Annotated in this window: 17 protein-coding genes; 13 read left to right on the forward strand and 4 right to left on the reverse strand. The window is 73.6% G+C overall.

Annotation, left to right across the window (positions count from 1 at the left end; all coding sequences use genetic code 11):
- From ABZ478_RS17370 to ABZ478_RS17380, 3 genes are all read left to right on the forward strand, one after another.
- Nucleotides 1-462, forward strand: a 462-nt coding sequence (locus ABZ478_RS17370; protein ID WP_359550055.1) for a C40 family peptidase, incomplete at its 5' end; no start/stop codon positions are given.
- 235 nt (nt 463-697) lie between these two features.
- Nucleotides 698-1,720: an NlpC/P60 family protein gene (locus ABZ478_RS17375; RefSeq protein ID WP_359550058.1), complete on the forward strand. Its 1,023-nt coding sequence runs from the start codon at nt 698-700 to the stop codon at nt 1,718-1,720.
- 29 nt (nt 1,721-1,749) lie between these two features.
- Nucleotides 1,750-2,952 carry a hypothetical protein gene (locus ABZ478_RS17380; protein ID WP_359550060.1) on the forward strand — a complete coding sequence of 401 codons (1,203 nt, stop codon included), beginning with the start codon at nt 1,750-1,752 and terminating at the stop codon, nt 2,950-2,952.
- Here ABZ478_RS17380 and ABZ478_RS17385 read toward each other — a convergent pair.
- A complete protein-coding gene (locus ABZ478_RS17385) occupies nt 2,909-4,138 on the reverse strand; it encodes a glycosyltransferase family 87 protein (RefSeq protein ID WP_359550062.1) in 1,230 nt (409 codons plus the stop codon). The two genes, ABZ478_RS17380 and ABZ478_RS17385, sit on opposite strands and share 44 nt — an antisense overlap.
- 83 nt (nt 4,139-4,221) lie before the next feature.
- On the opposite strand from ABZ478_RS17385, the gene ABZ478_RS17390 reads away from it, so the two are divergent.
- On the forward strand, nt 4,222-5,364 hold the full coding sequence (locus tag ABZ478_RS17390) for a glycosyltransferase family 4 protein (protein WP_359550065.1): 1,143 nt from the start codon (nt 4,222-4,224) through the stop codon (nt 5,362-5,364).
- Between the two features lie 143 nt (nt 5,365-5,507).
- On the opposite strand, the gene ABZ478_RS17395 is transcribed toward ABZ478_RS17390, so the two are convergent.
- On the reverse strand, nt 5,508-7,304 hold the full coding sequence (locus ABZ478_RS17395) for an AMP-dependent synthetase/ligase (protein ID WP_359550068.1): 1,797 nt from the start codon (nt 7,302-7,304) through the stop codon (nt 5,508-5,510).
- Nucleotides 7,305-7,611: 307 nt separating this feature from the next.
- On the opposite strand from ABZ478_RS17395, the gene ABZ478_RS17400 reads away from it, so the two are divergent.
- From ABZ478_RS17400 to ABZ478_RS17425, 6 genes are all read left to right on the forward strand, one after another.
- Nucleotides 7,612-8,409, forward strand: a complete 798-nt coding sequence (locus tag ABZ478_RS17400) for a metallophosphoesterase (protein WP_359550070.1) — start codon at nt 7,612-7,614, stop codon at nt 8,407-8,409.
- 127 nt (nt 8,410-8,536) lie between these two features.
- Nucleotides 8,537-8,977, forward strand: a complete 441-nt coding sequence (locus ABZ478_RS17405; protein WP_359550072.1) for an SRPBCC family protein — start codon at nt 8,537-8,539, stop codon at nt 8,975-8,977.
- A gap of 123 nt (nt 8,978-9,100) precedes the next feature.
- Nucleotides 9,101-10,321 carry an ArsA-related P-loop ATPase gene (locus tag ABZ478_RS17410; protein WP_359550075.1) on the forward strand — a complete coding sequence of 407 codons (1,221 nt, stop codon included), beginning with the start codon at nt 9,101-9,103 and terminating at the stop codon, nt 10,319-10,321.
- Between the two features lie 56 nt (nt 10,322-10,377).
- Complete coding sequence (locus ABZ478_RS17415; RefSeq protein WP_359550078.1) at nt 10,378-10,860, forward strand: DUF5304 domain-containing protein; 483 nt, start codon at nt 10,378-10,380, stop codon at nt 10,858-10,860.
- 66 nt (nt 10,861-10,926) lie between these two features.
- Complete coding sequence (locus tag ABZ478_RS17420) at nt 10,927-11,880, forward strand: ROK family glucokinase (protein WP_199210230.1); 954 nt, start codon at nt 10,927-10,929, stop codon at nt 11,878-11,880.
- Between the two features lie 68 nt (nt 11,881-11,948).
- Nucleotides 11,949-12,701: an endonuclease/exonuclease/phosphatase family protein gene (locus tag ABZ478_RS17425; RefSeq protein ID WP_359550081.1), complete on the forward strand. Its 753-nt coding sequence runs from the start codon at nt 11,949-11,951 to the stop codon at nt 12,699-12,701.
- A gap of 30 nt (nt 12,702-12,731) precedes the next feature.
- On the opposite strand, the gene ABZ478_RS17430 is transcribed toward ABZ478_RS17425, so the two are convergent.
- Together ABZ478_RS17430 and ABZ478_RS17435 are read right to left on the reverse strand one after the other, a co-directional pair.
- The gene (locus ABZ478_RS17430) at nt 12,732-13,292 is read right to left on the reverse strand and encodes a hypothetical protein (RefSeq protein WP_359550084.1); all 561 of its coding nucleotides are present in this window, start codon (nt 13,290-13,292) and stop codon (nt 12,732-12,734) included.
- Nucleotides 13,285-14,064 (reverse strand): alpha/beta fold hydrolase, encoded by a 780-nt coding sequence (locus ABZ478_RS17435; RefSeq protein ID WP_359550086.1) that lies wholly within the window; start codon nt 14,062-14,064, stop codon nt 13,285-13,287. The genes ABZ478_RS17430 and ABZ478_RS17435 overlap by 8 nt, the downstream gene beginning before the upstream one ends.
- Nucleotides 14,065-14,214: 150 nt before the next feature.
- On the opposite strand from ABZ478_RS17435, the gene ABZ478_RS17440 reads away from it, so the two are divergent.
- From ABZ478_RS17440 to ABZ478_RS17450, 3 genes are read left to right on the forward strand one after another with little or no spacing between them, the layout of a single operon-like run.
- Nucleotides 14,215-14,967, forward strand: coding sequence for a lysophospholipid acyltransferase family protein (locus ABZ478_RS17440; RefSeq protein ID WP_359550483.1), 753 nt, complete (start codon nt 14,215-14,217; stop codon nt 14,965-14,967).
- 30 nt (nt 14,968-14,997) lie between these two features.
- The gene (locus ABZ478_RS17445) at nt 14,998-16,230 is read left to right on the forward strand and encodes a DUF5931 domain-containing protein (protein WP_359550089.1); all 1,233 of its coding nucleotides are present in this window, start codon (nt 14,998-15,000) and stop codon (nt 16,228-16,230) included.
- Nucleotides 16,227-16,898 carry a response regulator transcription factor gene (locus ABZ478_RS17450; protein ID WP_359550092.1) on the forward strand — a complete coding sequence of 224 codons (672 nt, stop codon included), beginning with the start codon at nt 16,227-16,229 and terminating at the stop codon, nt 16,896-16,898. The genes ABZ478_RS17445 and ABZ478_RS17450 overlap by 4 nt, the downstream gene beginning before the upstream one ends.
- Nucleotides 16,899-17,004 lie beyond the last annotated feature (106 nt).

The raw sequence follows: 17,004 nt of genomic DNA on the forward strand, positions 1-17,004 counted from the left end.
CAGAAGCTGCTCAACACCCTGACCGCCAAGGAGAAGGCGGCCCTCGCCGCCGAGCAGCAGCGGGCCAACCGCTCCTCCAGCGACCGGGTGGACCTCGGCAACGACTCCTCCGCGTCCGGCCGGGCCGCCGCGGCGTTCTCCGCCGCGCAGAGCAAGATCGGCACCCCGTACGTCTACGGCGCCTCCGGTCCGTCCTCCTTCGACTGCTCGGGCCTGACCTCCTGGGCCTACGCCCAGGCCGGCGTCTCCATACCCCGCACCTCCGAGGCCCAGGCGAACTACGGCGCCCACCTGTCGCAGAGCCAGCTCCAGGTCGGTGACCTGGTGTTCTTCTACGGCGACCTGCATCACGTCGGCCTCTACGCCGGCAACGGCCAGGTGCTGCACGCCCCGCACACCGGCGCCGTGGTCCGCTATGAGGCGATCGGCAACATGCCGTTCCAGTTCGGCGTCCGCGTCTGACCCCGTCCGACGCCGGCTCCCGGGCGCCCGAACGGGCGAATCCCGAGTACCACGACTGACTCCCCGCCCCGCCCTGACCTGCGTCAGTGGCGGGGCGCGCTGGTCGTGGGGCCGTTGACGGCCTTTGGCCGCCGTCCTTCCGCACGGTTACTGTCTGCCGCGTTTCCCCGGCGCGGGGGTCTCCCCGTCCCCCGCGCCGGGGAGACCGTTCCTGTCCGCCAGCAGAAGGACCGCCGTGGGTTCGCATCGCCGTCTCGCACCGTCCGGGTTCGACCGGGGCACCTCGACCGCCCTGTGCGCGTTGTCGGCGGCGGCCGCCGCCCTGGGGGCCGTACCGGCCGACGCGGCGCCGCACCACAACACCCGTGCCGAGGTGGACCGCCTCTACGAGGAGGCCGAGAAGGCGACCCAGGCCTACGACAAGGCCGACGAGCGGGCCGACGCGCTGCGCCGCGAGGTCCGGGACGCGCAGGAGCACATCGCGCGCCGCCAGCAGCGCGTGAACACCATGCGGGAGCGCCTGGGTTCGCTGGCCGGCGCCCAGTACCGCTCCGGCGGCCTCGACCCGGCCGTCGCGCTGCTCCTGTCCGACGACCCGGCCGACTACCTCGCCAGGGCCGCCACCCTCGACCGCATCGGAGTCCAGCAGGCCGGACGGCTGCGGGAGTTGCGCGTGCAGATGCGGCAACTCGCCCAGGAACGGGCCCAGGCCGCCGGGAAGCTCGCCGAGCTGGAGCGCGGCCGCAAGGCCGTCGACGGCCACAAGCGGATCGTGGAGCGCAAGCTCGCCCGGGCCCGGCAGCTGCTCAACTCCCTGCCCGCCGGTGAACGCGCCGCCTACGACCGCGCCTCCCGCGGCGGCCGCGCCGATCTGCCTGGACTGCCGGACCTGGCCGGCGCCGTCGTCCACGACGCCCGCGCCGCGGCCGCCGTCGCCGCCGCCCGGTCCGCGCTCGGCCGCCCCTACGTGTGGGGCGCCAGCGGACCGTCCGGCTTCGACTGCTCGGGGCTGATGCAGTGGTCGTACGCCCAGGCCGGCGTGCATCTGCCGCGCACCTCCCAGGACCAGCGGCACGCCGGCCGGCAGATCCCGCTGTCCCAGGCGCGCCCCGGCGACCTGGTCGTCTACCGTTCCGACGCCAGTCACGTGGGGATGTACGTCGGCAACGGCCGGGTGATCCACGCGCCCCACCCGGGCGCCCCGGTGCGCTACGACCCGGTCGGGATGATGCCGATCTCCTCCGTCACCCGTCCCTGACCTCGGCCCCCGCGCCGTACGATCGGCGGGTGACTGTTCGTGGACGGGCGCGGCGGACGTGGCGCGCCGCGGCGGCGGGGCTCTGCCTGCTGCTCCTGCCGCCCCTGGCCGGCTGCGGCGGGCGGACCACCGCCGACCCGGTCACCGCAGAGGTGCAGCGGGTCCTCGACCGGCGGTCGGCGGCCCTGCTCGGACACGACGAGACGGCCTTCGGCGCGACCGGCTCCCGCACCGCCTACGTCCGGCTGCGGGCCCTGCCCCTGGCCTCCTGGGCGTACCGCGTGACGGCCCTGCGCCGCGGCGGCTCCGGCGCCACCGCCGACACCGAGCTGCGCTACCGGGTCGCCGGCTACGACCGGGCACCGGTCAGCGTCCGCCGCACCCTCACCCTGCGCCGTACCGGCGGCGGCCGGTGGTACGTCACCGGTGACCGGCCCGCCGCCAAGTCCGGGCAGCAGCTGTGGGACCAGGGCCCGGTCACCGCCGTCCGGGGCGCGCACAGCCTGGTCCTCGGGGCCGGCCAGAGCGCCGCCGAGCTGCGCCGTTACGCCCGGCTCGCCGACCACGCCGTACCGGCCGTCTCCGCGGCGTGGGGGACGGCCTGGACCCGGCGGCTCGTCGTCCTGGTCCCGCGGAGCCTCACGGGCATGGCCGGACTGCTCGGCTCGCCCGCCTCCGGCTACCGGGGCATCGCCGCGGTCACCACCGGCGAGGCGGGGAGCCCGGGGAGCACGCCGGCGGACCGGGTGGTGGTCAACCCGGAGGCGTACGCGGTGCTCGGCGACACCGGCAAGCAGGTGGTGCTCACCCACGAGACCACCCATGTGGCCACCCGGGCGCACACCACCGCCGCCACCCCGCTCTGGCTGTCCGAGGGCTACGCCGACTGGATCGGCTACCTCGGCACCGGCCGCACCCCGGCCGAGGCCGCGCCGGAACTGAGCCGCGCGGTCCGGGACGGCAAGGTGCCGGCGGCCCTGCCCACCGACAAGGACTTCGCCTTCAGCGGCGACCCCGACCGCCTGGCCCAGGCCTACGAGGGCGGCTGGCTGGCCTGCCGGATGATCGCCGCCCACTGGAACGAGAGCCGTCTCGGCGCCTTCTACCGCGCCGTCGGCGCCCACGACAAGCGCGCGGGCGCCCTCGACGAGGCCCTGCGCAAGACCCTCGGCACCACCCCGGAGGCGTTCACCGCCCGGTGGCGCGACTACGTGCGGGATCAGCTGGGCTGACCGGTACCGGCGCGGTGGTCGCCGGGACGGTGGCGCGCCACAGGGCGCGGGCCGCGGTGAGGGCAGCGGCGAGGAGGAGGGCGTTGCGCAGCAGGAGCAGGGCGACGCCGTAGGTGTCGCTCGCGATGACGTGCGCGAAGCCGATGGGGAACTCCAGCAGCGTGACGAGGGCGGCCGCCAGGACCAGGGCGGCTGGCCTGCGCGTGCGGCTCGCCGGGAAGCACCCGCAGACGGCGGCCAGGCCGATCAGCCACACCAGGTACTGCGGGCTGATCACCCGGCTGGTGACGGTGAGGAGCAGCACCGCGGTGAAGGCCGCGTCCGCGAGCGTGTGCGGCTCGGACCGGGCCGACCGCAGCCGCCACAGCAGCAGCCAGCTGAGGGCGCCGGCGCTCAGCGCCACCGCCGCCTTGCCGGCGAACCCGGCGTACGGGCCGAGGAACTCCGCCGAGCCGTAGTTCAGCACCACCTCGCCCGGCCAGCCGAAGCGCCGGGCCACATGGAGGACCAGGCCGCCCAGCGACTCCACCTCGGTGCCCCGGTCCCGCTGGAAGGCCAGGAAGGCGAAGGCGCCCGGCATGGCCACCCCGAACAGCGCCGCGACCCCGCCCGCGGTCACCGCCGCCGAGAGCCACGCCCGCAGCCGTGCGGCGCCCACCAGCAGCAGGGCGGGCCACACCTTCAGCAGTGCTGCGAAGCCCGCCAGCGCGCCCATCAGCCGGGGGTACCGGGTCCCCGCGAGCAGGGCCGCCACGGCCACCGCGGTCACCATCAGGTCGTACCGGGCGTACGCCGTCGGGCCGAGCAGCGGCAGACCCGCCACCCAGATCCACGCACCGCGCGACGACCGCTCCGGCCGCCGGCCCGCGTACGTCAGCAGCCCGGACACGACCAGGTCGGCGAGGCAGCTCAGGACGAAGAAGGCGGGCGCGTAGCCGAGGAACGGCAGCAGGGCGGGGGACAGGACGGCCAGGGCGGCCGCGGGCGGATACTGCCAGGTCACGTCGTTCACCGGGAACGTGCCCTGGCGCAGCACCTCGGACCAGCCCTGGTAGATCACCGACACATCGGTGGTGACGTCCGCGCCGGGGAGGGAGACCACCCGGAAGACCAGGAGCAGCAGCGCCAGCCGGGTGGCGCACCAGGTCCACGGCAGCGCCGCCGGCCATCCGCCCGTCCTCTTCACCCGTGCTCCCGCCGTCCGACGTCCATGGGCCAGGGAACCATGATTCCCCGGCCCGCCGCAGGCGCGCGGTAGGGTCGGCGGCGATGCACAAGACCCTCATCGTCACCAACGACTTCCCGCCCCGGCCGGGCGGCATCCAGGCCTTCCTGCACAACATGGCCCTCCGGCTGGACCCCGAGCGGCTCGTCGTCTACGCCTCCACCTGGAAGCGCGGCCAGGAGGGCGCCCGGGCCACGGCCGCCTTCGACGAGGAGCAGCCCTTCACCGTCGTACGCGACCGTACGACCATGCTGCTGCCGACGCCCGCGGCGACCCGGCGGGCGACCGCGCTGCTGCGGGAGCACGGCTGCGCCTCGGTGTGGTTCGGGGCGGCGGCGCCGCTCGGTCTGATGGCGCCGGCCCTCAGGAAGGCGGGCGCCGAGCGGCTGGTGGCGACCACTCACGGGCACGAGGCCGGCTGGGCCCAGCTGCCCGCCGCCCGGCAGCTGCTGCGCCGGATCGGCGATTCCACGGACACCCTCACCTACCTCGGCGAGTACACCCGCTTCCGGATCGCCACCGCCCTCACCGAGGACGCGGCCCGGCGCATGACGCAGCTCCCGCCCGGGGTCGACGAGAAGACCTTCCACCCGGACTCGGGCGGCGACGAGGTGCGGGCACGGCTCGGGCTCACCGAGCGGCCGGTGGTGGTGTGCGTCTCCCGGCTGGTGCCGCGCAAGGGCCAGGACACCCTCATCCGGGCCATGCCGCGGATCCTGGCCGCCGAGCCGGACGCCGTGCTGCTGATCGTCGGCGGCGGGCCCTACGAGCGGGACCTGCGCCGGCTGGCCCGGGAGACCGGCGTCGAGGCCTCGGTCCGCTTCACCGGCGCCGTGCCCTGGTCCGAGCTGCCCGCGCACTACGGCGCCGGTGACGTCTTCGCCATGCCGTGCCGCACCCGGCGCGGCGGCCTGGACGTGGAGGGCCTCGGCATCGTCTACCTGGAGGCCTCCGCCACCGGGCTGCCGGTCGTCGCCGGTGACTCGGGCGGCGCCCCGGACGCGGTGCTGGACGGCGAGACCGGCTGGGTCGTCCGGGGCGGCGAGCCGGCCGAGGCGGCCGAGCGGATCACCGCCCTGCTCGGCGACGCCGGGCTGCGCCGCCGGATGGGCGAGCGCGGCCGCCAGTGGGTCGAGGAGAAGTGGCGCTGGGACCTGCTGGCGGAGAAGCTCAGAGCCCTGCTCTAGGCGAACGCGCGACGCGCACGGCCGACGCGCCGACGCACGCGGAACGCGGAACGCGGAACGTAGAACACAGAACGCACGACCGACGCACGACGGCGCGGGTCCTCACCGAGGACCCGCGCCGTGAGGCGTTTTCAGCGGGCGGTCTACTTCGCGTAGATCGCCTCGATCTCGTTCGCGTAGTCCTTCGCCACCACGTTCCGCTTGAGCTTCAGCGACGGGGTGAGATGGCCCGACTCCTCCGTGAACTGGGAGGGCAGAATGCGGAACTTGCGCACCGACTCGGCCTTCGACACCGCGGCGTTGCCGTCGTCGATCGCCGACTGGATCGCCGCTCGCAGCTCGGGGTCCTCGCGCAGCGACGCCGCGGTGCAGCCGGCCGGCTTGCCGTGCTCCTCGGCCCAGCGGCCCAGGAACTCCTCGTCGATGGTGACCAGCGCGCCGACGAACGGCCGCCCGTCGCCCACCACCATGCACTCGGCGACCAGCGCGTGCGCCCGGATCCGGTCCTCGATCACGGCCGGGGCCACGTTCTTGCCGCCCGCCGTGACGATGATCTCCTTCTTGCGGCCGGTGATCCGCAGATAGCCGTCCTCGTCGAGGGTGCCTATGTCACCGGTGTGGAACCAGCCGTCCGCCAGTGCCTCGGCGGTCGCGCCCGGGTTGTTCCAGTACTCCTTGAACAGGTGTTCGCCGTGCAGCAGCACCTCGCCGTCGTCCGCTATCCGGACCACCGAGCCGGGCAGCGGCTGGCCGACCGTGCCGATCTTCTGCCGGTCCCACGGGTTGAACGCGGTGGCCGCGCAGGACTCGGTCAGGCCGTAGCCCTCCAGCACCGTGAAGCCGATGCCCCGGAAGAAGTGGCCGAGCCGCTCGCCCAGCGGGGCACCGCCGGAGATCGCGTACTCGCCCCGGCCGCCGAGGACCGCGCGCAGCTTGCTGTAGACCAGCCGGTCGAAGACCTTGTGCTTGATCTTCAGGCCGATGGACGGGCCCGACGGGGCGTCCAGCGCCTTGCTGTAGGCGATCGCGGTGTCGGCCGCCTTGTCGAAGATCGCGCCCTTGCCGTCCGCCTGCGCCTTGGCGCGGGCCGTGTTGTAGACCTTCTCGAAGACCCGCGGCACACCGAGGACCAGGGTCGGCCGGAACGCGGCCAGCTCGTCGGTGAGGTTCTTGATGTCCGGGACGCAGCCCAGCTTGATCGGCGCCATCATGGGGGCGATCTGCACCAGGCGGCCGAAGACGTGCGCGAGCGGCAGGAAGAGCAGCACCGAGCACTCGCCGGTGCGGAACAGCGGACGCAGCCGCTCGACGATGTTGCCGCACTCGGCGAAGAAGCTGCGGTGGGTGAGCACACAGCCCTTGGGGCGGCCCGTCGTACCGGAGGTGTAGACGATCGTCGCCGGGTCGTCGGCCCGGGCGAGCGAGCCGCGCTCCTCGACGGTCGCGTCCGCGACGCCCTGGCCGAGCCGGGCCAGCTCCTCGAGGCCGCCGGCCTCGATCTGCCAGACGTGCTTCAGCGCGGGCAGCGAGGCCCGCACCGACTCGACGGCGGCCGTGTGGCCGTCCAGTTCCACGACACAGGCGGTCGCGCCCGAGTCGGACAGGATCCACTGCACCTGCTCCGGCGAACTGGTCTCGTACACCGGCACGGTCACCGCGCCGGCGCTCCAGATCGCGAAGTCCATCAGCGTCCACTCGTACCGGGTGCGGGACATCAGCCCCACCCGGTCGCCCGGCTGCACACCGGCGGCGATGAGGCCCTTGGCGGCGGTGTGCACCTCGGCGAGGAACCGCGTCGCCGTGACGTCCTGCCAGACACCGCCCACCTTGCGGGCGATGACGGCGACGTCGGGATGCTGCGCGGCGTTTCTGCGGACGATGTCGGTCAGGTTGCCGTCGGCAGGGACCTCGTACAAAGCCGGAAGGCTGAACTCGCGCAAGACTGCTGCTCCTCATAGGGCGCCGGCGCCACGACTCTGTGTGATGCGACGGTGCGGTCCAAGGCTCGGGAGTGCTCCGGGAATCACATGCGGATTCACATGTTGAAATCCAGAGCACGACTGGACGGGCCGGACGTTACCCGCCGGTATGGCTTCTACGACAGGGGGTCCCGGTGAGATGTTCGCTGCGTCACACAGGTTGGCGTTCCTTCGCGCACAGTAGTCCACGGCACAACCGACCGGCGAGTAACCGCAGGCCGGGCCGCCACTGTTCACAAGGGCCGCGCGCCACCTACCCTTGATCGCCATGGCACCCACACCCACCGGCAGCCGAAGGACACGTGTCCACGTGGTCAGCGACGTGCACGGCAACGCCCGTGATCTCGTCCGGGCCGGCGAGGGTGCGGACGCCCTGATCTGCCTCGGCGACCTCGTCCTCTTCCTCGACTACGCCGACCACTCGCGCGGGATCTTCCCCGACCTGTTCGGCGAGGAGAACGCGGACCGGATCGTCGAGCTGCGCACCGCCCGCCGGTTCGAGGAGGCGCGTGCCTTCGGCGCCCGGCTGTGGGCCGGGATCGGCACCGACCGGGCCGCCGCGATCGAGCGCGCGGTGCGCAAGCAGTACGCCGAGCTGTTCGCCGCGTTCCCGACACCGACATACGCCACCTACGGCAATGTCGACATGCCGCCGCTGTGGCGGGAGTACGCCCGGCCCGGCACCACGGTGCTGGACGGCGAGCGGGTGGAGATCGGCGGCCGGACCTTCGGCTTCGTCGGCGGCGGGCTGAGGACGCCGATGCGCACGCCGTACGAGATCGACGACGAGGAGTACGCGGCGAAGATCGAGGCGGTCGGCGAGGTGGACGTGCTGTGCACCCACATCCCGCCGGAGGTGCCGGAGCTGGTCTACGACACGGTCGCCCGCCGTTTCGAGCGGGGGAGCCGGGCGCTGCTGGACGCCATCCGCCGCACCAGACCGCGCTTCGCCCTGTTCGGGCACGTCCACCAGCCGCTGGTGCGCCGGATGCGGATCGGCGCGACCGAGTGCGTGAACGTGGGGCACTTCGCGGGCACGGGCCGGCCGTGGGCGCTGGAATGGTGATCGGAACGCCGATGCGGACGGGGTGAAGGCGGCAGGTCGGGGGCGCGGTAGCCTTCACGCTGCACACACGTGCGCGGCCCGCGCACGGCAAGAGTCTCTTCGGTCCGTATCTGGAGGAGCCACGGCGATGGCGGAACACACCAGTTCGAGCATCACGATCGAGGCGGCTCCGGCCGACGTCATGGCGGTGATCGCCGACTTCGCCCGCTATCCGGACTGGACCGGCGAGGTCAAGGAGGCCGAGGTGCTCGCGACCGACGAGCAGGGCCGCGCCGAGCAGGTCCGCCTCGTCATGGACGCCGGCGCCATCAAGGACGACCAGACGCTGGCGTACACCTGGGCCGGGGAGAACGAGGTCTCCTGGACGCTGGTGAAGTCCCAGATGCTGCGTTCCCTGGACGGCTCCTATCTGCTGAAGCCGGCCGGGCAGGGCGCCACCGAGGTGACCTACCTGCTCACCGTCGACGTCAAGATCCCCATGCTCGGCATGATCAAGCGCAAGGCCGAGAAGGTCATCATCGACCGGGCCCTGGCAGGTCTGAAGAAGCGCGTGGAGTCGGACCACTAGAACCGCCGGGACCGCTCCGGCTCCGCGGCCCGCGGCGCCGGGTGCCCCGGGCGCACCGCCGGCGGCGGCCCAGACCTCGGCGGCGGCACGGGGCGCCCTCCCACTCCGTTACCGTTCACCCTCATGCGCACCCTCCTGATCACGGGCCCGGGCGGCGGCGGCCGTACGACCATCGCCGCCGCCACCGCACAGCGCGCCGCGGCCGCCGGCACCCGCACCCTCCTGCTCGGCGCCGATCACACCGACACCCTCGGAGCGGCGCTGGGCACCGGAACAGGACCGGCCCCCGCCGAGGCCGCCGAGAACCTCACCGTCTGGCGTCCCGACGCCGCCGACCGCTTCCGGCAGGACCTGACCGCCTTCCAGTCCCGCGCCGCGAACGTCCTGGACCTCCTCGGCGCCGCCCGGCTGGATGCCGAGGAGGTCACCCCGCTGCCCGGCGCTCAGGAACTCTCTTTCCTACGGGCCCTGCGGGACGCCGCCCTCTCCGAGCGCTACGACCTCCTCGTCGTCGACCTCCCGCCCCTCCCGCAGGCCCTGCCCCTGCTCGCCCTCCCCGAGGAACTGCGCCGCTATCTGCGCCGGCTGCTCCCGCCCGAGCGGCAGGCGGCCCGCGCCCTGCGCCCGGTCCTCGGCCGGCTGGCCGGCATCCCCATGCCCGCCGAGTGGCTCTACGAGACGGCGGCCCGCTGGGACATGGAACTGGCGGCCGTGGAGGCGGTGCTCACCGACCGGCACACCTCCGTACGCCTGGTCGCCGAACCCGGCCCGGCCGGCGCCGACGCCGTACGCGCCGCGGGCCTCGGCCTCGCCCTGCGCGGCCTGCGCACCGAGTCCCTGGTCGCCAACCGCGTGCTGCCCGACACCGTGCCCGACAGCTGGCTGCCCCACCCGTCGCCCGACCACCGCCCCTCAACGAGCTTCGCGCCCCTGCTGACTCTCCTCGCCCAGCAGCGCAAGGCGCTCGCCGAATGGCAGACGGAGCACGACGTCCACTGCGTCCCGCACCTCGGCCGCGACCCGCACGGCACCGACGACCTCGACGCCCTCGCCGTGCCCGGCGTCAACCCGGCGCCCGCCCCGGTCGAGTGGCCCGTCACCGACGCCCTCGCCACCGACGGGGTGCTGGTCTGGCACATCCCGCTGCCCGGCGCCGTACGGGACGACCTGGACCTGATCCGGCGCGGCGACGAACTCGTGGTGACCGCGGGTCCCTTCCGGCGGATCGTTCCGCTGCCCTCCGCCCTGCGCCGCTGCACCGTGGCCGGCGCCGGGCTGCGCGAGGGCGAGCTGCGCGTCCGGTTCGCCCCCGACCCCGCGCTGTGGCCCGCGGCCGGCCGGTGAACCGGGTGGGCCGTTCGGGTAACGTCGTAGGGGCGAACCGTAGTCAGGAGTCCGCCATGAGCGAAGAGCGCCCCGCACCCGACCCCGCCGCGGAGGTCCGTGAGGAGGGGGCGACCGACGCCGACGCCTGGTCCACGGCCTGCGCCGAGGATCTCGCCGCCGAGAAGGCCCGCCGCCGCTCCGAGCAGGGCCCGCCCCCGGGCTCCGCCGCCGAGGAACTGCGCAGACTCGTGGACACCGTGGCCGACAAACTGTCCGGCCTGCAGTCCCCGCTCCTCGGGGGCCTCGCCGGACCCGCCGCCCAGCAGGCGGTGCGGCAGGCCGTCCAGCAGGCCAAGGCCGCCGTGGAGCCCGTCCTCGAGCGCAACCCGGACGTGTTCGACCACCTCGCCGCCGCCGGCAACGAACTGCTGGCCGCCTACCGGTCGGCCGTCCAGAACCAGGAACGCCGCTGGACCACCGGCTCCGGGGAGCAGTGGCCCGACGGCCCCGGCCGGGGCGAGGACGGCGGTCCGGGGGAGCGCATCGACCTGGACTGAAGCCCTCCCACGGCAGGGCCTCGGGTACGGTTGGCCGTAGCGGGGCTCGACCGAACTGAGGGATTCATGGGACTCACCATCGGCGTCGACATCGGCGGCACCAAGATCGCGGCCGGCGTGGTCGACGAGGAAGGCAACATCCTCTCGACCTTCAAGGTGCCGACCCCCACCACGCCCGAGGCCATCGTGGACGCCATCGCCTCGGCGGTGGAGGGCGCGCGTGCCGGGCACGAGATCGTCGGCGTGGGCATCGGTGCGGCCGGTTACGTGAACCGGCAGCGCTCGACGGTCTACTTCGCGCCCAACATCGACTGGCGCAACGAGCCGCTCAAGGAGAAGGTCGAGGCCCGCGTCGGCCTGCCCGTCGTGGTCGAGAACGACGCCAACGCCGCCGCCTGGGGCGAGTACAAGTTCGGCGCCGGCAAGGGCCACCGCAACGTCATCTGCATCACGCTCGGCACCGGCCTCGGCGGCGGCATCATCATCGGCAACAAGCTGCGCCGCGGCCACTTCGGCGTGGCCGCCGAGTTCGGCCACATCCGGATGGTGCCGGACGGCCTGCTGTGCGGCTGCGGCTCGCAGGGCTGCTGGGAGCAGTACGCCTCCGGCCGCGCCCTGGTGCGCTACGCCACGCAGCGCGCCAACGCCACCCCCGAGCGCGCCGAGGTGCTGCTCTCCCTCGGCGACGGCACCCCCGACGGCATCGAGGGCAAGCACATCTCCATGGCGGCCCGCCAGGGCGACCCGGTCGCCGTCGACTCCTACCGCGAACTGGCCCGCTGGGCCGGCGCCGGCCTCGCCGACCTCGCCTCCCTCTTCGACCCCTCCGCGTTCATCGTCGGCGGCGGCCTCTCCGACGAGGGCGACCTGGTCCTGGACCCGATCCGCAAGTCCTACAAGCGCTGGCTGGTGGGCGGCAACTGGCGTCCGGTCGCCGATGTGATCGCCGCGCAGCTCGGCAACAAGGCGGGCCTGGTGGGCGCGGCCGACCTGGCCCGCGAGCCCGACCCGATCATGTAGCGAGCCCGTACGGCAGTGCCCGCCGAGTCCGGTCCCGGGACGGCGGGCATCGTCGTATGTTGATCGTCATGGCAACCCCGACGCTTCCCAACTCCCGTACCGAACCGGACGGTTCCGCCGTCATCCGGGTCCTCGCCTACAACGTCCGCTCGATGCGCGACGACACCGACGCGCTCGCCCGGGTGATCACCGCCTGCGCCCCCGACCTGGTCCTCGTCCAGGAGGCCCCGCGCTTCTTCCGCTGGCGCAAGAAGCTGGCCCGGCTCGCCGCGGCCTCCGGCCAGACCGTCCTCACCGGGGGCGCGACGGCGGCGGGGCCCGCGATCCTGTGCTCGCTGCGGGCCACGGTCGAGCGCACGCGGGACGTGCTGCTGCCGCTCACCCCGGGACTGCACCGGCGCGGATTCGCCACCGCCGTCGTACGGTTCGGCGGCGTCCGCCTCGGTGTGCTGAGCTGCCATCTGAGCCTGCGGCAGGACGAGCGGTACGAGCAGGGCGGGATGCTCCTGGACCGCCTCGCGGCGCTGGGCGTGGAGCACGCCGTGGCGGGCGGTGATCTCAACGAACGCCCCGACGGGCGCACCTTCCGCCGCCTCGCCGCCGCCCTCCGGGACTGCCGGGCCGTCAGCCCCTGGGGCGGCGAGTTCACCTCCACCGCCACAGACCCCCACCAGCGCATCGACGCCCTGTTCGCCACCGAGGGCGTCGAGGTCCTCGGCTGCGGGGTGCCGCTCGGCCTGCCGGGCTTGAGCGAGGCGGATCTGAGGAGAGCCACGGACCACCTTCCGGTCCTGGCCGCCCTCAGGATCCCGGCGTCGTAGCGTCGAGCGGCGGGTCAGCGGGTCAGCGGGTCAGACCACGGCCCCGCGCCCCGGGTCGTCCCCGTCCTCGTCCGTCCGCATCCGCGTCACCAGCGTCACGAAGCCACCGAGGAACCCGCCGATGCCCAGGGTCGCCAGATACCAGGTCATCTCCCAGCCGAGCAGCACGGCCAGCAGGAGCAGGACCGGTCCGCCGACCACCCCCAGCCAGGCGAACCTGGCGGTCGTGTCGGCAATCGGCAGCGGCGGCGGCTCGGGCGGCACGAAGTGGCCCTCGTCGTCCTCGCCGAGGTCGTCCTCGGAGGGCTCGGCCACGCGGTAGTCGCGCGGCCCCACCCCGGGCGCGAACGAGACCGAGCTGCCCAGCGGCCGGTCGGACCGCGGCTCACCGGGTCCTTCGGCGTCCTCGCCGGGGGGTTCCTTCTCGAGCAGCGCGAGATCCTCGACCGGCTTGTAGGGCCGGCTGCCCGGCGGGTCCGGCGGCTCGGCGCCGTAGCCCGCGACGATCGCCTGCCACGCGGCCTCCTCGTCGAAGGGGACTCCCTTCTCGTCCGGCTCGCGGTCCCCGCGGTCGGACTCGTGCTCAGCCAACTGCGGCCGTCCCTTCCTTGCCGGTCATGGGTGCGAGCCGGCCGACGAAGGCGAGGCTCCCCTCGAAGATCCGGTCCGCGTCGTAGTCCAACGTCGCCACATGGCGGCTCTGTTCCAGCACGGTCTCCGTGACGTCCCTGGAGGACACCCGGCTCAGCACACGCGCCGAGTCGGCCGCCGGGACCACGTGGTCGTGGGCGCTGCGCAGCAGCAGCAACGGCTGGGTCACCTGGGGCAGCTCGCCGTCCAGCCGGCGCAGGAACTCCCGCAGGGAGTGCGCCGCGTGCAGCGGCACCCGGTCGTAACCCAGCTCCGCGGCGCCCTCCTTGGCGATGTCACCGGTGACGCCCTTCGTCGTGCGCGCCAGGTGCCGGGCCACCGGAAGGGCGTACGCCGACAGCCCGTGCACCCGGTTCACCGGGTTGACGACCACCACACCCGCGACGTCGTCACCGTGCCTCGCGGCGAGCCGCAGCGCCAGTGCCCCGCCCATCGACAGGCCGCCGACGAACACCCGGGAGCAGCGCCCGGCCAGCAGCCGCAGCTCGCGGTCCACCTCCGCGTACCAGTCCTGCCAGCCCGTGACCTGCAGGTCCTCCCAGCGGGTGCCGTGCCCGGGCAGCAGCGGCAGCGACACGGTCAGACCGTGTGCCGCGTGGTGCTCCGCCCAGGGGCGCAGCGACTGGGGCGAGCCGGTGAAGCCGTGACAGAGGAGGACACCCACCTCCCCGCCCTCGTGGCGGTACGGCTCGGCTCCGGGGAGAACCGGCACCTTTCGGACTCCTGTTCCTGAGAAAGGCGTGAAGAACTGGCGGATGTGGTTCACCGTACGCGACCGCACCGACACCGACCAGGGTCGTCGGGCCCATTGGCGGCACTCCGGGTTATGGTCTGACCGTCGGAAACAGGAGGCACGCGGGTGTTGTACGGCACGATGAAGGTCGCCATCGGAGGGCCGCTGAAGGTCGCCTTCAGACCCTGGGTGGAGGGCCTGGAGAACATTCCGCCCGAGGGCGCCGCCATCCTGGCGAGCAATCACCTCTCGTTCTCGGACTCGTTCTTCCTGCCCGCGGTCCTCGACCGCAAGGTGACCTTCATCGCGAAGGCCGAGTACTTCACCACCCCCGGCGTCAAGGGCCGCCTCACCGCGGCCTTCTTCAAGGGCGTCGGACAGCTCCCGGTGGACCGCTCCGGGGCGCGCGGCGCCGGCGAGGCGGCGATCAAGAGCGGCATAGAGGTGCTGGAACGCGGAGAGCTGTTCGGCATCTATCCCGAGGGCACCCGCTCGCCCGACGGCCGGCTGTACCGGGGCAAGCCCGGCGGCCTCGCGCGCGTGGCGCTCGCCACCGGCGCGCCGGTCATCCCGGTCGCGATGATCGACACCGAGAAGATCCAGCCGCCCGGTCAGGTGATGCCCAAGCTGATGCGTCCGGGCATCCGCATCGGCAAGCCCCTGGACTTCAGCCGCTACCTCGGCATGGAGCACGACCGGTTCGTGCTCCGCGCGGTGACCGACGAGGTCATGTACGAGATCATGAAGCTCTCCGGCCAGGAGTACGTCGACATGTACGCGACCGCCGCCAAGCGGCAGATCGCGGACGCGGCGAAGGCGGCCAAGGAAGCCGAGAAGGCGGAGAAGGCGGAGAAGGCGGAGAAGAAGCAGCCCGGGAGCTAGCGGGGAACCGGGGGATCGGGGGGCGGGGCCATGCCCAGGCGCGAGCGGGTCATGAGGATGTCGGTCGAACTGCCGCTGTGGCGCGCGCTCGCCGGCTACCGCGTGCTGACGATGCTGTACGCCATCGGCCTGTGCGCCACCGCGTACGACCACTTCGTGCGCCCCTGGGTCGCCGTCGGCTACTACGCGGTGCTGGTCGTGTGGACCCTCGCCACCCTGCCCCGGGTGGCGAACGCGGCGAGCTGCACCAGGGGCTTCCTGGCCGCCGACCTGACCGTCGCGCTCACCGGCATCCTGCTCACCCCGCTCGCCGACAACCACGAGCGGATCGCGGGCGGCGGCCCGACCCTGCCGTCGATATGGACCGCCGGCGCCGTGCTGGCCTTCGCCATCAAGGGCGGCTGGCGCTGGGCCGCCGTGGCCTCCACGGCCGTCGCCGCCGTCAACCTGGTGGAGCGCGGCAGCCCGGCCCGGGACACCGTGCACAACGTGATCCTGGTCTGGGTCGCCTCCATCGCCATCGGCTACGTCGTGGAGGTCGCCCGGGCCTCCGAACGCACCCTCGCCCGCGCCCTGGAGATCGAGGCGGCGACCCGCGAGCGCGAGCGGCTGGCCCGGGACATCCACGACGGCGTGCTCCAGGTGCTGGCCATGGTGCAGCGGCGCGGCGCGGTCATCGGCGGCGAGGCCGCCGAGCTGGGGCGGCTGGCGGGCGAGCAGGAGGTGGCGCTGCGCACGCTGGTCTCCGGCGGCCTGCTGCCGGTGTCCCGGGTCTCGGAGGACGCCGCCGCCGGAGCCGTCGTACGCGCTGTCGACGAGCCGTACGACGACGAACCGGACGGCCCGGTCGACCTGCGCGCCCTGCTCGCCCGCCACGCGGGCGCCCGGACCAGCCTCGCCGAGCCCGGCGCCCCGGTCGAACTGCCGCGGCCGGCCGCGCGGGAGCTGGCGGCGGCGGTCGGGGCGGCGCTGGACAACGTGCGCGAGCACGCCGGAGCCGAGGCCCGGGCCTGGATCCTGGTCGAGGACGAACCGGACGAGATCGTCGTGACCGTGCGGGACGACGGGCCCGGCATCCCCGAGGGCCGGCTGGCCCAGGCCGAGGGCGAGGGCCGGCTGGGCGTGGCCCAGTCGATCCGCGGCCGGCTGCGCGACCTCGGCGGCAGCGCCGAGCTGATCTCGGTGCCCGGACAGGGCACCGAAGTCGAGTTGAAGGTACCGAAGGGCGCCGTGCGGGCGCGGGGGAAGGCGGAGCGACGATGACGCAGGCGCAGGAGCCGATCAGGGTCATGGTGGTCGACGACCACCCCATGTGGCGCGACGCGGTCGCCCGGGACCTCGCCGAGTCCGGCTTCGAGGTGGTCGCCACCGCCGGCGACGGCGAACAGGCGGTCCGCCGTGCCAAGGCCGTGGCCCCGGACGTCCTCGTGCTGGACCTCAACCTGCCCGCCAAGCCCGGTGTGACGGTGTGCAAGGAGCTGGTGGCCCACAACCCCGCGCTGCGCGTCCTGGTGCTCTCCGCCAGTGGTGAGCACGCCGATGTACTGGAGGCGGTGAAGTCCGGCGCGACGGGCTACCTGCTGAAGTCGGCCTCCACCGCGGAACTGCTGGACGCGGTGCGCCGTACCGCCGTCGGCGACCCGGTGTTCACCCCGGGCCTCGCCGGGCTGGTCCTCGGCGAGTACCGGCGCCTGGCCGCCGAGCCCGCGCCCGCCCCGGACTCCCCCGGAGCGCCCCGGCTGACCGAGCGGGAGACCGAGGTGCTGCGGCTGGTCGCCAAGGGCCTGAGCTACAAGCAGATCGCCGAACGCCTCGTCATCTCCCACCGCACCGTCCAGAACCACGTCCAGAACACCCTCGGCAAGCTCCAACTGCACAACAGGGTCGAGCTGGTGCGGTACGCGATCGAGCGCGGCCTCGACGAGGAGTGAGACGGGCCGGTCAAGCGGTCTCCTGACAATTCACCGGAATCGCCCTCCCCGCCTCTCGCCGTGTGACCCGCATCACCATTACCGTGAGTGAGCATCAGGTAACCGC

This window comes from Streptomyces sp. NPDC005706 (assembly GCF_040631045.1).
GTDB lineage: Bacteria > Actinomycetota > Actinomycetes > Streptomycetales > Streptomycetaceae > Streptomyces.